We start from the raw sequence: 14,653 nt of genomic DNA, 5'->3' as shown, positions 1-14,653 counted from the left end.
GACTGGCTCTTTCAGATCTGGTCGGGTGCGCTGATGCCGAGCAGGGAGAGGCCACCGGCGAGCACCGTCCCGGCGGCTTCGGCGAGCGCGAGCCGGGAACGATGGGCGGCCGAGGGTTTCTCGTCACCGAGAGGCAGCACGGAGTGCTGGAACCCGAGGAGCACGTCGGCGACACCTTCGAGATGCCGAGCGAGCCGGTCGGGCGCGCGGTGACGGGCGGCGGCGAGGAGCACGGCGGGGTGATCGACGAGGAGGGCGACGAGGGCGGGGGCGTGGGGGTGGGCACCAGGGCGGCCGTCGATGTGGCAGCCGTCGGCGGGGGCGTGGGGGCGGCCGTCGACGCGGCCACCAGCGAGGGCATCCGACTCGACCTCGTACCCGGCGGCCCGGATCCCGAGCTGTGCGCCGTTACGGATCAGAGCCCGGGCCCGGGAGTGGGCGTACCGCACGCGGAAGAGGGCGTTGCGCTCGTGCTGGACGAGGAGGGGGCCGCCGGGGAGGGCGTGATCGTGGGGCGCGGGCCGGAGAAGCGCCCAGCGGGCGGCGTCGGAACCGAGGAGGTCGGGCTCGAAGGGTGCGGGAACGACATGAATCCGCTCGCACGCACCACCGCCACCGACCTCCGCCTCGGCCCCCTGGGAACGGAGCAACCGGACGACGGTCTCGCTCACGAGCCGGGCACGGTCCTCGCCGGCATCGGCGAGCCGCACGACACTCCCCGCGAGCGCGTCGGAATACCCGAACCGCAGCCCGGCCTCCCCCACCTCCCGGACGAGCCGCGCGCCCTGTCCGACGTCGAGGGTGAAGTTGAGGAACCCGGGCCCGGTGATGTCGACGGCGCGGATCCCGGGGCTGCCGTGCAACCGCTCCTTGAGGATCCCGGCGACGTCGAGGGGCTGTCGCCCGGAGGGCCGCGCGAGGCTGAGGGCGATGCTGCTGGCGTAGTCGCCGACACCGCCCGGCCGGGGCCGCTCCACCTTGACGCGCGGGGGCACGTCGACCCGCAGCGCACCCTCGTCGACCGCACGGCGCACGGCGTGCAGCACGGTGAGGGAGAGGTCCGCGGGGGTCACGGGACCAGCCTAGGGGAGGAGGGGGGTGGGAACGCGAACCGGTTTCGGCATGTGGGCGGTGAAGGCGGCCGACCCGACGTTTCCGCACGTGAGCGCCCGCCCCCGGCCCTAGCGCACCCAGCCGCGCGCTCTCCACGCTGCGGGCGGCTCCTCGCCGCCCTCCTGCTCCTGTCCGCCACCGTCACCGTGCTGCCCGCGCCGCTCCCGGTGCATGAGCTGACGCACGACCCGCACGAGCTCGGACGGCTCGAAGGGCTTGGCGAGGAAGGCGTCGACGCCGGAGGCGCCGCCCTCCCTCTCGTATTCGGTGCCGGCACTGATGATCGCCACGGGGAGATGACTGGTCCGCGGATCGGACCGCAGGCGGGCGGCGGTCTTCAACCCGTCCAGCCGGGGCATGACGACATCGAGGGTGACGACATCAGGACAGACCCGATGCACGACATCCAGACACTCGGCACCATCGGCCGCGGTCACCACCTCGAACCCCTCGAGTTCGAGATTGACCCTGATCAGCTGGCGGATCACCCGGTTGTCATCGACAACGAGCACCCGCCCGGACACGCCTGACACACGTCGAGAGTAGGTCTACGGGAAGGGCCACGTCCGGCTTTTGCCCACTTCCGACCCACGCGAGGGAACACCCCCTGGTGACGCGGCGGAAATACCTGTTCACAGGCACGCCTCACGAGCTGGTAGGGTTCTACCCGTCGCCGCCGAACGCGGCGGACGCCCCCGTAGCTCAGGGGATAGAGCAACGGCCTCCGGAGCCGTGTGCGCAGGTTCGAATCCTGCCGGGGGCACTTCGCGAGAAGTGCCGAACAGGCCCCGCCTTCAGTGAACACACTGAGGACGGGGTCTTGTTGTATGTGCGGCGCCCCGACGTCCGGTGTGCCGGCTTCCGCCGCACCAACGTCCTGTGGGCCGGCTTCCGGTGTCCCGACCTCCTGTGTGCCGGCTTCATGCCTGCTCGGGGTGGGCGTGTTGTCGTGGTGGGTGTGGGAGGGGGGTGGGGTGTGCGCCCCCTGGGCAACCCAACTGCGCGGGTCGTTCTTTTGGAAGTCTGGCCAGGGCCCCCTCCCTCGGCGCAACAATGCGCGCATGAGCGATGACTGGAAGCTACGGCTGGAGCGCATGAAGCGGGATCTCGTCGTCAGTGGGGATCCCGTCGCCTGGGTGAGCGAGGCCGATGCCGTGCAGGCCTCGCTGCGGTTTCCGTCTCTCGCTGTGCGGGGTGCCCTGTTCGGGGTGGCCGTGCAGCGGAAGGGCGAGGAGGGGGGTGGGGAGTGGCGGATGGTGACGCCCTTGCAGGACGGGATGCCGCAGGTCTCGCGGGACAGCCTGAACTCCAAGCTCTGGTTCCGGGCCAAGGACGACACCGACGACCCGCGGGTGCGGCGGGAGTTGCTCGCCGCGGTGGCCGTGCTGGAGCGGGAGGCCGTCGACGAGGTGGAGGTGCTCGACGAGCGGTACCGGATCGTCCGGGGGGACGAGCTCGCCCGGAGCGGGCCCGACGGTCTCGAGCCGCCCCGGCCCACCGACGTGGAGCCGATCGAGCGCACCTGGGACGACCGGGGCTCGGCCGGCTCGCCCGATGTCGACTTCGTGCTCGACCCGTTCAGGGAGCGCGGGCTCATGTCCGAGGCCCTGCGGCTCGGCCTGCGCAGCTTCGAGTACTCCGGGAAGCGCTACCCCGCCGCCGTACGCGAGGACTCCCGCCGGGCCGTCGTACGCCATCCCGAGATCGCCCTGATGCCCGTCACCTTCGGCGTCGTCGAGCAGACCGGTGACACCTGGCGGCCCGAGGGCTCCCTCCTGGCCACCCCGCACGACGCCCGGCGCTTCCTCTACTCCGCGCTCACCCGGATCTGGCCGCTGCTCTACCGGTTCGACGAGGCCAAGCGCGAGCGGTATGCCCGGATCGCCGAGAAGTACCGTGCCGCCGACCGGGCCGACGAACTCATGGTCGACGACCGCCTGTTCCGGATCTGTCGCGTCGAGCGCATCGTCCGCTTCGGCCCGGACGGGCCCGAGAAGCCCCGGCCCTCGGACATCGACGACTACGGGCCCATGAAGATGCATCCCTCCATGGACGCCATGACCGGAGAGGTTCATCACGGCGAGTGAAACGGGAAGGGCCGCGCGGCAGTTCAGCTGCCGCGCGGCCCTTTTCGTGTCCCGGTGCGTTACTTGACGTTGATCGCCTTCCACGCCGCCGCCACCGCGTTGTACTCGGCGCTGCCGGCGCCGTACAGGTCGGTCGCCGCGGAGAGCGTGGCGGTGCGGGCGCCCGAGTAGCCCGTGGAGGAGGTCATGTAGGTGGTCAGGGCCTTGTACCAGATCTTGTAGGCCTTCTGGCGGCCGATGCCCGCGAGGGTCGAGTTGTCGTAGGTCGGGGAGTTGTAGGTCACGCCGTTGACCGTCTTCGTGCCGCTGCCCTCGGACAGCAGGTAGAAGAAGTGGTTCGCCGGGCCCGACGAGTAGTGCACGTTCAGGCGGCCGACGGTCTTCGACCAGTAGTCGGCGGAGCTGCCGTCCTTGCTCGGCTTGTCCATGTAGCGCAGCGGGGTGCCGTTACCGTTGATGTCGATCTTCTCGCCGATGAGGTAGTCGCCGACGTCCGTGGAGTTCGCCGCGTAGAACTCGACCGACGTGCCGAAGATGTCGGACGTCGCCTCGTTCAGGCCGCCGGACTCACCGCTGTAGCGCAGGTTCGCCGTCGAGGCGGTCAGGCCGTGGGACATCTCGTGGCCCGCCACGTCCAGGGAGGTCAGCGGCGCCGAGTTGTTCGTGCCGTCGCCGTACGTCATGCAGAAGCACGCGTCGTCCCAGAACGCGTTGACGTACGCGTTGCCGTAGTGCACGCGCGAGTACGCCGCGACGCCGTCGCCGCGGATGCCGCTGCGGCCCAGCTCGTTCTTGTAGAAGTCCCAGGTGACCGCCGCACCGTAGTGCGCGTCCGCCGCCGCGGTCTCGCGGTTGCTCGCCAGGCCGTTGCCCCACGTGTCCGTCGAGTTGGTGAACAGCGTGCCCGTGCCGGACGTGCCGCCCTTCAGGTCGTACGTCTTGTGGCCGCCGCGACCCGCGTCGGTCAGCGTGTACGAGCCCGAGGTGCCCAGCGTCACCTGGCCGCTGTACTCGGTGTTGCCGATGCCCGTCTCGATGGCCTCGTACGCGTACAGCTCCTTGCCGCTGGTCGCGTCGGTGATGACGTGACGGCGGCTCGGCGTGCCGTCGGCCTGGGTGCCCGTGACCACGGTCTCCCACGCCAGGACCGGCTTGCCGGTCGCCGCCCAGATCACCTTGCGGGCCGAGGAGGCCGCAGCGGACCGCGCGCCCGAGGACGCCACGGCCGACTTGCCGACGACCGCCGCCGAGAGCGCCGGGGCCGTGTCCGCCACGGCTATCCGGGCCTGGGTCGCCTTGGTGGTCGAGCGCGCGCCGTTCTTCTTCTGGTGCACGACGAGGTCGCCGCCGAGGACCGGGATGCCCTCGTACGTGCGCTCGTAGCGGGTGTGGACGGTGCCGTCCGCGTCCTTGACGACGTCACGGGCGACCAGCTTCTCCTGGGCGGAGAGGCCGATGGACTCGGCAGTGCCGGCGGCGCCGGCCTGGGCGTCCTGGATGGCGGCGGCGCGCTGCGTCTTGCTGAGGGCGAGGGCGGTCGCGCCGGCTTCGCGCTGGGCATCGGCGCTGGCGGATCCGGACTGGACTCCGACGACGACCATGGCGGCCGAGGCGAGCAGGGCGGCGGCGCGGACGGTGGTACGGCGGTGCGAGGACTGCTGGCGGGTCACGCGGGCTCCTTCGCTGTGAAGCGTGGGGGGATTGTGGGGGGTGGTGCGAGCAGCGAGCGTGCCAGCGAACGAGCGTTAATGACAGGTCCGCAACAAGGATTTGACCATCAGTTGTCCGAAGGGCGGCCAACTCCGTCCGTTATGCGGGGAGCTGACCGCCCTGAGGGTGGTGTAGGGGTGGAGTGGGGGCGGGGTGGGGTCGAGGTGGGGGGTGGGAGGGGGGGTGGGAGGGGGGGACGGGGTTGGAGGGAGTGCGGGGAGGGGGCGGAGAGGTGGCGGGGAGGCAACAGAGAGGGAGCGGCGAAGTGCTTCGCCGCTCCCTCTCCGCCGTTCCGGTCCGATCCGTTCCGATCCGATCCGTTCCGATCCGTTCCAGTCCGTTCCGTTCCGTTCCGGCCCGGGCCCGGCCCGGTCCCCGTCAGTCGAAGACCGGGCCCGACACCCTCGCCCGCTTCAACTCCGCGAAGCCCGGCACCGACGCCGCCAGTCGCGTCGCCTGCCACAGCCGTGCCGCCGCCTCGCCCCGCGGCACCCGCGACAGGATCGGGCCGAAGAAGCCCAGCGGCTCCCCCTCCGGTCCCGGCACCGCGAGGACCGGGCTGCCGGCCTCCTCGCCCACCGCCGCCTGGCTCGCCTCGTGCGAGGTGCGCACCTCACCGTCGTACGTGTCGTTCTCCGCGTACGCGATGAGCTCGGCGGCCGGCAGGCCCGCCGCCTCCAGCGCCTCGCGGATCACGTCGAGTTCGGGGCCCTGGCCGCCGGGGTGGAAGCGCTCGCCCAGCTCCGCGAAGAGGCGGCCGGCCGCCTCGTTGCCGAACTTGTCCTTGACCGCTACCAGCGCGCGCACCGGGCGCCAGCCCTTCGGGCCCAGCAACTCCCGGAACTGCTCCGGGATCTGGTCGATCCGGTCCTGGTTGAGAATCGCCAGGCTCATGACATTCCAACGGATCTCGACGAGGCCCTGGCGCTCCACCTCCACCAGCCAGCGCGAGGTGAGCCAGGTCCAGGGGCACAGCGGGTCGAACCAGAAGTCGACCGGGGTCGGGTTCTCGGTGGCGGCGGTCATGGGACTCCTCCTTGCGGTGACGGGTCAGTTGGCGGCGATGCCGAGGACGACCGGCGCGGCCGCGAGCAGCGCGAGGACCGCGGGCACCGGGGCGCCCTTGCCGTCCTTCGCGCGGATGTGGGTGACGATCGCCCCGAGGAAGTAGAGGACCACGCCCACGCCGGCGGCGATACCCAGGGGACGGAACCAGATGCCCGCGATCAGGCCGATCGCGCCCAGGATCTCCAGCGTGGCGAGGCGGGGCAGCCAGCTGTCCGGCACGTTGACCTTCTGCATGCCGGCGACGATCTTCTCGTCACGCACCAGCTTGCCGCGCGCCGATCCGAGCAGGACCAGCGAGACCAGGATCGCCAGGACGACGTATGCGATGAACACGGTTGCTCCTTGAGCGGGTGGGGTTGGGGATAGGGGTGGGGAAGGGGGCAGGGAGGGAGGGAGGTGCGGGGCCCGTGCGCGCCGCGCTCAGCGCGTCGGGATCGCCTCGATCACGCTGCTCGGCGACGCCGTCGGCAGGATGCGCGTGAGCGTGAAGCCCGCCGTGTCGAGGAGGGCGCGGAACTCCTCCGCCGTGCGCTCCTGGCCGCCGCTGAGGACCATCATGTTGAGGTCGATGATCTTGCTCGGCGAGAAGCCGCCGTCCTCCGGGACGACCGTGTCCACCACCAGGAGCCGTCCGCCGTCCGGCATCACGCGCCGTACGGACTTGAGGATCTCGATGCTGGACTCGTCGTTCCAGTCGTGCAGGACCCACTTCATCGTGTAGAGGTCGCCGCCCTCGGGGACCTTCTCGAAGAAGCTGCCGCCGACCAGTTCACAGCGGTCCGCGAGGCCCGCTTCGGCGATCCGCGTCCGGCCGTTGGCGACCACGTGGGGCAGGTCGAACACGATGCCCGACGCCTCGGGGTGGGCTCGGAGGATCGCGCTCAGGAAGCCGCCCTCGCCGCCGCCGACGTCGACGATCTTCGCGTACGAGGAGAAGTCGAAGACCTCCAGGACGGCGTCGGCGACCATCGCGGTCAGCCCGGTCATGGCCTTGCCGAGGTGGTCGGCCATCTCCGGAGTGCGCTCGAAGTACTCCCAGATCGGGTGGCCGGACGCGGCCGCGAAGACGGGCTCCCCGGTGCGTACCGAGTCGGCCAGCAGGCCCCAGGTGCCGTGGTGCGCGGCGCCGAGCTCCAGCTGGACGAAGGAGGCGAGCGAGCCGGGGAGGTCGGTGCGCAGCGTGTCGCCGAGGGCCGTCGTCGCGTACCGGCCCTGCTCGTCGACGCTCAGCACGCCGACGCCGGCGAGCGCGCGCAGCAGCCGGTGCAGGGAGCGCGGGTCGGTGCCGGTCAGGGTGGCGAGCTCGGTGGAGGTCCGGGGCCGCTCGGCGACGTGGTCGGGCAGGCCGAGCACGGTGCCGGCGTGCACGGCGCGGGCCACCCAGAAGCTGGTGACCATCTCGAACATCCGGCCGAAGTCGGGCTGGCGCTGCTCGGCGGCGGCGCTGGTGGGTGCGTCCATGGGGAAGTCTCCGGGGCTCTGACTGCGTGACGTCGTACGGGCGAGGAGGCAAGCGTTGCTCTGGGGCGTGCTGTGCGGCGTGCGGCCGTGCCGGGGTGGCCGAGGCCCGTGGGCCCCGGCCACCCCGTACGCAGGTGGTGCGGGTGTCAGGCGACGGAGACGCCGATCTTGCCGACCGTGCCCGCGCCGAAGGCGGCGAAGCCCTGGCCGACCGTGTCCAGGCCGTACGTCTCGGCGATCGGCACCGTCAGGGCGCCGGAGACGACGGCGTCGGCGAGGCGCTCCAGGGTGGCCGGGTCGGGGTTGGCCATCACTGAGGTGACGGTGATGTCGAGCTCGGTGGCGGCCTCGGGGCCGAAGCCCAGGGTCGAGGCGAGCCGGCCGCCCGCGGCGACCAGCGCGGCGGCGGCACCCGGGTCGCCGGCCAGGTGGGCCGCGGCGTGCACACCGCCCGGGGAGAGCGCGCGGATCTGGGCGGCCAGGTCGCCGGTGTGGTCGACGACGTGGGTGGCGCCGAGGCCCTTGACGAACTCGGTCTCCGCGCCCGGCTTGGCGGTGGCGATGACGGTCGCGCCGGTCTTGGCCGCGAGCTGCACCGCGTACGCGCCGACGCCGCCGGTCGCGCCGATGATCAGCACCGTCTCGCCCTGCTGCGGGGCGAGCGCGTCGATCACGCCGACGGCGGCCGAGCCGGCCAGGCCGAGCGCGCCGGCGTGGGCGGAGTCCAGGCCCTCGGGGGCGGCGGCGATGCCGTAGCCCTCGCCCACCACCACGTACTCGGCGAGAGCGCCGTCCTGGACGACCGGCTTCATCACGACGCCGAAGACCCGCTGGCCGGCGGTGCGGCCGACGCCCTCGCCGACGGCCTCGACCGTGCCCGCGAAGTCCTTGCCGAGGGTCACCGGGAACTTGTGCTCAAGGACGTCCTTGAGGAAGCCGTAGATCACGGCGCCGTCGAAACCGTTGAGGGAGGAGTGGCTGACCTTGACCAGGATCTCGCCGGGGCCGGGGACCGGCTTGGCCACCTCGTTGACGGTGGGGGCGGCGCCGAATTCCTCGATGGTCACTGCACGCATGGGGTGTTTCCTCTTTCCCGGTGAACGGAAGAACGGTGGATCAGTGAGTGGAAGGGGGTGGTGCGGGCGCTCAGGCCACGGCCTGCTCGTACGAGGCCTGCAGCACGACCGCCGCGACCTCCAGCTCGTCCTCGTCGCGGGGCGCGTAGAGCATCACGATGCTGTCCGGGAACTCCGCGCGCCGGGTGATGGGGTGCGGCTCGATCCAGCCGAGCTCGGTGAGCGCCGGCAGGGCCTCGACCGGCACCGCGAGGTGCATGAACCCGGACCGGTGGATGTGCCCGAACTCGTCGACCGACGGGTGCAGGAAGGCCTCGAAGGGCCGGTTGCTGCGCTTCAGCCGCAGGGCCATCGAGCCGGGCTCGGAGACCAGGCTGGGGCTGGTGAAGACGCCCGGAAGCTGCTGGGCGCGCGCCACCAGGGCGTCACGGATCGCCGGCGGGGAGAAGTCCTCCAGCTGATCGTGCGGGATCTCCCGGCCGGTCGTCTCGGGACGGGGTCCCTTACGCGGGGGCAGAACGCTCAGGTCGACGGCCATGGTTTCCTCCGGTGCGGGGCGCGGCAAAGGCGCGCACAAAAGGTGCGCTGGTTACTTCTTGTTTCCACGAGAATTCTGGGCGATGCTGCAGGGGTGGCAGAAGACGGCACTTCAAAGATCGCTACGCACATGAATGTTCCTGACCAGGTCAGCGAGGGTCTGGCCATCTGTCAGCTGCGTGATGTGCTCGACCGGGTCGGCGACAAGTGGAGCGTTCTGATCATGGCGATCCTGGGGGACGGGCCCCGGCGCTATTCGGAGCTCCGCCGCTCGATCGACGGCATCTCCCAGCGCATGCTGACGCTCACCCTGCGCAGCCTGGAGCGCGACGGCCTGGTGATCAGGACCGTCACGCCCAGCACGCCACCGCGGGTCGACTACGAGCTGACGCCGGTCGGGCACACCCTGTCCACGGAGGTGGGCTCCCTCATCAAGTGGTCCGAGCGGCATCGCGAGTACATCAGCATGTCGCGACGCACCTTCGACTCCGAGTGACCCATACGCGTACGGGGCGACCGCAGCCGCCCCGTACGCGTATCTCTCGTTCCCGCGCTCGTCCGGCGCCCGTTCCCGCGCCCGTCCCCGTCAGACGATCTTCATCGTGGCCATCATGCCCATCGCCGCGTGGTCGAAGATGTGGCAGTGGTACAGGTACGTGCCCCGGTAACCGGTGAACGTGGCCTGGAGTTTGACCGTCTCCCCCGGGTTCAGGTTCACCGTGTCCTTGAGCCCGACCTCCGGACCCGAGGTCACCGGCACCCCGTTGCGCTCCAGCACCCTGAACTGCACCAGGTGGATGTGGAAGTTGTGCGGGATGATCGTGTTGGCGTTGGTGACGGTCCAGATCTCCGTGGTGCCGTAGGTGATCTGGGTGTCGATCCGGTCCATGTCGTAGACGAGGCCGTTGATGTAGCCCATGTCCGAGGCCATGCCGTTCTCGTCCATGCTGAGCGTGATGGAACGGTTCACCGTGGCCGGCGGGAGGGCCGGCAGGGTGCGCAGCTCGTACGGGATGGTGCCGAACTCCTTGCCCGTGCCGGTGACGCGGAACTGGATCACCTTGGTGATCGAGTCGGCGGGGCCGCCGGGCATCGCGTCGGGCGCGTTCTTGAGCTCCAGCGTGGTGCCGATCGGGTACTCATAGAAGTCGATCATGATGTCGGCGCGCTCGCCCGGGGAGAGGGTCACGCTGGTGACCTCCTGCGGCTTGGGCAGCAGTCCGCCGTCGGTGCCGATCAGCGTGAAGGGCGCGTTGCCTGTCAGGCTGAGCTTGAAGTACCGCATGTTCGCGGTGTTGAAGATGCGGAAGCGGTACAGCTTGCGGGCGACCTCGAAGTACGGCCAGGCCTTGCCGTTGGCGAGGATGACGTTCCGGTTGAGGAAGTCGTCCATGGCGTAGACGAGTTGGCCCTTGTCGTCGAAGCGGGCGTCGCGCAGCTGGATCGGTATGTCGTACGCGCCCTTCGGCAGTATGTTGCCCTGCTCGACGTCGTCGGTGAGCAGGTACGTGCCGCTGAGGCCCATGAAGACGTTCTCGGACTCCTGGTGGTGCGCGTGGTCGTGGAACCAGAGGTTCGCGTGCGGCTGCTGGTTCGGGTACGTGTACGTCTTGGTGCCGCCGCCCGGCGCGAGGAGGTCCATCGGGCCGCCGTCGCTGTCCGGCGGCACGTGCGCGCCGTGCAGGTGCACCGAGGTGGGCACGGACAGGGTGTTGGTCTGCTGCACCACGGCCCGCACGCCCGACTTGGCGCGGATGACGGGGCCCGGGAAGCTGCCGTTGAAGGTGCGGACCCGGGTGAGGCGGCCGGGGATGATCTCGACATCCGCCTCCTTCATCGTCATCGCGTAGTAGTCCGCGGTGCCCGTGGAGGAGTACGGGGCGAGCGTCGGCGCCAGGGGCATGGGCTGGGTGAACTTGGGGATGCCCGCCGGGTCGAGGTCGGCCGCCTCGGCGGAGCCCCCCGTCGCCGGGACCAGCAGGCCGGCGGCGCCGACCGCACCGGTGGCGACGCCCGCCTTGAGCATGTTTCTGCGACTGATCACGAAATCCCCCATGGTGATCCCGGAAAGAAGACGCCGGGTGTCCGTCGTGAACGAGAGAGTCCGGCCACGGAGAATCGGGCCGGATCATGGCCTTGATTCTCCGGTGGGCCGGAAACCTCGATCAACGGACGGGGATTCAGGGCTGTGCGCACTTTCGCAGGTCGTGCACATGCTCTGTCGGTTTTCGCCAAGCGAATGTCAATATTCCGCTAGGACGGGCGCGGGAACACCCCCGTCACGCGCGGCCGGAATTCGATGTTCCGTAGCGGATCGGGCGATCGACTCGTGGTGCCGGATCACCTCCGCCACGATGAAGCTGAGAAACTTCTCGGCGAACTCCGGATCCAGCCGGGCCGACTCCGCGATGCTCCGCAGCCGGGCGATCTGCCGGGCCTCGCGCCCGGGGTCGGCGGGCGGCAGGCCGTGCCGGGCCTTCAGCTCGCCGACCCGGCGGGTGTGGGTGAAACGCTCGGCGAGCAGGTGCACCACGGCGGCGTCGATGTTGTCGATGCTGTCGCGGAGCTGGCCGAGCTCGGCACGGGCGGTGGTCATGCGGCCTTCCTCGGCCTCCAGCCGGGCGGGCGCCGTCACACGCCCTCCTCGGCGTGCAGGAACTCCGCGACCAGGAAGGCCAGGTCGAGCGACTGGCTGCGGTTGAGACGCGGGTCGCAGGCCGACTCGTACCGGGCGAAGAGGTCGGGGAAGCCGAGGTCGTGGCCGCCGCCGACGCACTCCGTGACGTCGTCGCCGGTGAGCTCGACGTGGATGCCGCCCGCGTGGGTGCCGAGGGCGCCGTGGACCTCGAAGAAGGCGCGGACCTCGCCGAGGATGTCGTCGAAGTGCCGGGTCTTGTGGCCGGAGGGGGCCCCCACCGTGTTGCCGTGCATCGGGTCGCAGACCCAGGCCACCCGGGCGCCGGAGGCGGTGACCTTCTCGACGAGCTCGGGCAGCACCTCGTGCACCTTGCCGACGCCGAGCCGTACGACGAAGGTCAGCCGGCCGGGCTCCCGGTCGGGGTCGAGCCGGTCGATGAGCCGCAGCGCCGTGTCCGGGGTGGTGCCGGGGCCCAGCTTCACGCCGATGGGGTTGGCGACGCGGGAGAAGTACTCGACGTGGGCGCCGTCCAGGTCACGGGTGCGCTCGCCGATCCAGAGCATGTGCCCGGAGGTGGCGTAGACCCGGCCGGTGTCGGGATCGTGGCGGGTCAGCGGGGCCTCGTAGTCGAGCAGCAGGCCCTCGTGGGAGACGTAGAACTCGGAGTCGTCGAAGGCGCGCGGGCTGGCGCCGGTGGCGTGCATGAACTTCAGCGCGCGGTCGATGCCGTTGGCGATGGCCTCGTACTGCTCGCGCAGCGGCGAACCCGCGATGAAGTCGCGGTTCCACTCGTGCACCTGGCTGAGCGCCGCGTAGCCGCCGGCCGTGAAAGCCCGTACGAGATTGAGGGTGTTGGAGGAGGCCTGGTACATCCGAAGCAGGCGCTCCGGGTCGGGGACACGGGCCTCGGAGGTGAAGGGGAGGCCGTTGACGGCGTCGCCGCGGTAGGTGGGGAGGGTGAGACCGTCCCGGGTCTCGGTGGGCTGCGAGCGGGGCTTGGCGTACTGCCCGGCGATCCGGCCGACCTTCACGACGGGCATCGCGGCCGCGTACGTGAGGACCGCGGACATCTGCATCAGGGTGTTGAGCTTGCTGTGCACCGTCTCGGCGGAGACCCGGTCGAAGGTCTCCGCGCAGTCGCCGCCCTGGAGGAGCAGGGCCTCCCCGCGCGCCACGGCGGCCAGCCGGTCCTTGAGGCGGTCGCACTCGCCGGAGAAGACCAGCGGCGGGGCGGTGGCGAGCTCGCGGGTGACGCGGTGGAGGGCGGCCGGGTCGGGGTACTCGGGCTGCTGGGCGGCGGGGAGGCCGGCCCATGTGTTCACCAGTTCGAATTCAGGGGTCTCGGGCTTCAGGGTCTCCATGGCGAAACCTCTCGGAGAGGAAGAAAAGGTGGGGAGGACAGAGACGTTCCGTACGTCAGAGGTGCACGCGCCGGGCATGCTTGCGGGCGCCCTCCAGCGCCTCCTTCAGCGACTCGGCCGCCAGCCGCTGGAAGCCGGCCAGCCGGGCCACGTGCCCGGACTTCGTCAGCTCGGCGTGCAGGAAGACCAGGTCGTCGGCGAGGGCGACCATGCCGAAGGCGGCCCTCAGATAGGGCTCCTGGAAGTCGTAGGCCTGCCGGGGCGTGCCCGGGCCGTACGCGCCGCCACGGGCCGTGACCACCACGACGTGCTTGCCGGCCAGCGGGCCGGTGCCGGTCTCCGGGTCGACGACGAGCGGCGGGATCACGACCCGGTCCAGCCAGGCCTTGAACGTGGAGGGCAGCGAGAAGTTGTGCATCGGCAGCCCCAGGACGATCGTGTCGGCGGCCAGCAGCTCGTCGACCAGCTCCCAGGTGCCGGCCCAGCTCTCCTTCTCGCCGACCGTACGGGCCGCGTTCCGCGCCTCGTCCAGGTCGCGGACCCCGGACGCCTCGATGCGCTGCGTCACGGCGATCTGGTCGCCGTCGACGTGCGGCACGGGGGCGGCGGCCAGGTCGCGGTAGAGGTGGGTGCCGCCCTCGTTGGCGGCGCGCCAGGAGGCGGCGAACTCGGCGGTGACACGGCGGGTGGTGGAGCCCAGGCGGGCACTGGTGTCGATGTGGAGCAGGGTGGGCGGCATGGGGGACCTCTCCTGGGACGGGGGTTCCGCCGGGCCCGGCGGCGGTGACGGGCCCGGCGGCGGTGACGGGCCCGGCGTGGTCCGCGACGCCCCTGGGTGCGGGTGTTTGGGGCCGGCCCTAGGTGCGGGTGCTCGGGGCGGCCCCTAGGTGCGGGTACTCGGGGCGGGGTGGTCGGAGCGGAGGCGCCCGCCCAGGCGCCGTTCCGTTGTGCCCACCCTCCCCCGGACTTCGTCCGGGGGGACCCCCAGCCCAGCGGAACGACTGCCCACGACGGCGGGGGCGGGGGTGGGGGTGGAACGGCTGCCCACGACGGCGGGGGCAGGGGCGGGGCGGGGCGGGGTGGCCGGCCATCTCGGGTAGCTGCCGAGGAAGCGGGCGGTGGCTCCGGCGGCGGGGAGGGCGGACAGTGCTCCCCTCACCGCCGGGTTCTCCACATGGCCGTCCACGTCGACGAAGTAGCGGTAGCTGCCGAGGCGTTCGCCGGTGGGCCAGGCGTGGACGCGGCTCACTTCGATGGCGCGGTCGGTGAAGAGGGCGAGGATGGCGGCGAGCCGGGCAGGGCCGCCGTCCTCGGTGGTGACGACCAGGGACGTGCGGTCGCGGGTGGTGCGGGCGGGCGGCAACCAGGCCTCGGAGACCGCGACGAAGCGGGTGACCGCTCCGCCGCGGCGGCCGAGGCCGGCGGCCAGGACCCGCAGGCCGTAGCGCTCGGCGGCCGGCGGGGCGGCGATGGCCGCCGCCCCGCCGGCCGGGGCCCCCCCCCCCCCCCGGGCGGCGGGGGGCGGGGGGGGGGGGGGGGCCGCCCCCGCGCCCCCCCCGGGAGCCCCCCCCCCCCCCGCCCCCAGGGGGGGGGCGTGCGGGT

15 protein-coding genes and 1 tRNA gene are annotated in these 14,653 nt (G+C 71.5%); 3 read left to right on the top strand and 13 right to left on the bottom strand.

The genetic code is table 11. The annotated features are described in order from the left end of the window. Positions 1-11 precede the first annotated feature (11 nt). Positions 12-1,073 carry an ArgS-related anticodon-binding protein NrtL gene (nrtL, locus tag ACZ3ZE_RS28990; protein ID WP_467261385.1) on the bottom strand — a complete coding sequence of 354 codons (1,062 nt, stop codon included), beginning with the start codon at positions 1,071-1,073 and terminating at the stop codon, positions 12-14. 108 nt (positions 1,074-1,181) lie between these two features. Continuing rightward, positions 1,182-1,646, bottom strand: coding sequence for a response regulator (locus ACZ3ZE_RS28985; RefSeq protein ID WP_361623935.1), 465 nt, complete (start codon positions 1,644-1,646; stop codon positions 1,182-1,184). A gap of 158 nt (positions 1,647-1,804) precedes the next feature. Here ACZ3ZE_RS28985 and ACZ3ZE_RS28980 point away from each other — a divergent pair. After that, positions 1,805-1,876 (top strand) — tRNA-Arg (locus ACZ3ZE_RS28980). Positions 1,877-2,174: 298 nt separating this feature from the next. Next, positions 2,175-3,200: a DUF5954 family protein gene (locus ACZ3ZE_RS28975; protein WP_361623938.1), complete on the top strand. Its 1,026-nt coding sequence runs from the start codon at positions 2,175-2,177 to the stop codon at positions 3,198-3,200. Positions 3,201-3,259: 59 nt separating this feature from the next. Here the strand turns inward: ACZ3ZE_RS28975 and ACZ3ZE_RS28970 are convergent, their stop codons facing one another. The 6 genes from ACZ3ZE_RS28970 to ACZ3ZE_RS28945 all read right to left on the bottom strand — a co-directional run bounded on the left by ACZ3ZE_RS28970 (position 3,260) and on the right by ACZ3ZE_RS28945 (position 9,053). Then, on the bottom strand, positions 3,260-4,870 hold the full coding sequence (locus tag ACZ3ZE_RS28970; protein WP_467261383.1) for a M4 family metallopeptidase: 1,611 nt from the start codon (positions 4,868-4,870) through the stop codon (positions 3,260-3,262). 418 nt (positions 4,871-5,288) lie between these two features. After that, positions 5,289-5,936 carry a mycothiol-dependent nitroreductase Rv2466c family protein gene (locus ACZ3ZE_RS28965; RefSeq protein ID WP_467261381.1) on the bottom strand — a complete coding sequence of 216 codons (648 nt, stop codon included), beginning with the start codon at positions 5,934-5,936 and terminating at the stop codon, positions 5,289-5,291. Between the two features lie 24 nt (positions 5,937-5,960). After that, positions 5,961-6,311 carry a DoxX family protein gene (locus tag ACZ3ZE_RS28960; RefSeq protein WP_361178920.1) on the bottom strand — a complete coding sequence of 117 codons (351 nt, stop codon included), beginning with the start codon at positions 6,309-6,311 and terminating at the stop codon, positions 5,961-5,963. Between the two features lie 87 nt (positions 6,312-6,398). Continuing rightward, positions 6,399-7,439, bottom strand: coding sequence for a methyltransferase (locus ACZ3ZE_RS28955; protein ID WP_467261379.1), 1,041 nt, complete (start codon positions 7,437-7,439; stop codon positions 6,399-6,401). A 146-nt stretch (positions 7,440-7,585) separates the two neighbouring features. Then, positions 7,586-8,515 (bottom strand): NADP-dependent oxidoreductase, encoded by a 930-nt coding sequence (locus tag ACZ3ZE_RS28950; protein ID WP_363292506.1) that lies wholly within the window; start codon positions 8,513-8,515, stop codon positions 7,586-7,588. 70 nt (positions 8,516-8,585) lie between these two features. After that, complete coding sequence (locus tag ACZ3ZE_RS28945; protein ID WP_361178914.1) at positions 8,586-9,053, bottom strand: luciferase domain-containing protein; 468 nt, start codon at positions 9,051-9,053, stop codon at positions 8,586-8,588. Between the two features lie 129 nt (positions 9,054-9,182). Between ACZ3ZE_RS28945 and ACZ3ZE_RS28940 the strand changes: the two genes are divergently transcribed. Continuing rightward, positions 9,183-9,548 (top strand): winged helix-turn-helix transcriptional regulator, encoded by a 366-nt coding sequence (locus tag ACZ3ZE_RS28940; protein WP_361178911.1) that lies wholly within the window; start codon positions 9,183-9,185, stop codon positions 9,546-9,548. 90 nt (positions 9,549-9,638) lie between these two features. Here the strand turns inward: ACZ3ZE_RS28940 and ACZ3ZE_RS28935 are convergent, their stop codons facing one another. The 5 genes from ACZ3ZE_RS28935 to ACZ3ZE_RS28915 all read right to left on the bottom strand — a co-directional run bounded on the left by ACZ3ZE_RS28935 (position 9,639) and on the right by ACZ3ZE_RS28915 (position 14,414). After that, positions 9,639-11,096, bottom strand: a complete 1,458-nt coding sequence (locus ACZ3ZE_RS28935; RefSeq protein WP_361178909.1) for a multicopper oxidase domain-containing protein — start codon at positions 11,094-11,096, stop codon at positions 9,639-9,641. A 198-nt stretch (positions 11,097-11,294) separates the two neighbouring features. Further along, complete coding sequence (locus ACZ3ZE_RS28930; RefSeq protein WP_361178907.1) at positions 11,295-11,648, bottom strand: chorismate mutase; 354 nt, start codon at positions 11,646-11,648, stop codon at positions 11,295-11,297. A gap of 35 nt (positions 11,649-11,683) precedes the next feature. After that, positions 11,684-13,051 carry a class II 3-deoxy-7-phosphoheptulonate synthase gene (locus tag ACZ3ZE_RS28925; RefSeq protein ID WP_361178905.1) on the bottom strand — a complete coding sequence of 456 codons (1,368 nt, stop codon included), beginning with the start codon at positions 13,049-13,051 and terminating at the stop codon, positions 11,684-11,686. A gap of 55 nt (positions 13,052-13,106) precedes the next feature. Then, positions 13,107-13,790 (bottom strand): FMN-dependent NADH-azoreductase, encoded by a 684-nt coding sequence (locus ACZ3ZE_RS28920; RefSeq protein WP_361178903.1) that lies wholly within the window; start codon positions 13,788-13,790, stop codon positions 13,107-13,109. A gap of 144 nt (positions 13,791-13,934) precedes the next feature. Then, the gene (locus ACZ3ZE_RS28915) at positions 13,935-14,414 is read right to left on the bottom strand and encodes a hypothetical protein (RefSeq protein WP_467261377.1); all 480 of its coding nucleotides are present in this window, start codon (positions 14,412-14,414) and stop codon (positions 13,935-13,937) included. Positions 14,415-14,653: the final 239 nt, after the last annotated feature.

The organism is Streptomyces sp. NPDC023157, from assembly GCF_055560575.1.
The sequence above is the reverse complement of the archived record's forward strand: the minus strand, read 5'-3'. Positions and strand labels throughout refer to the sequence as shown.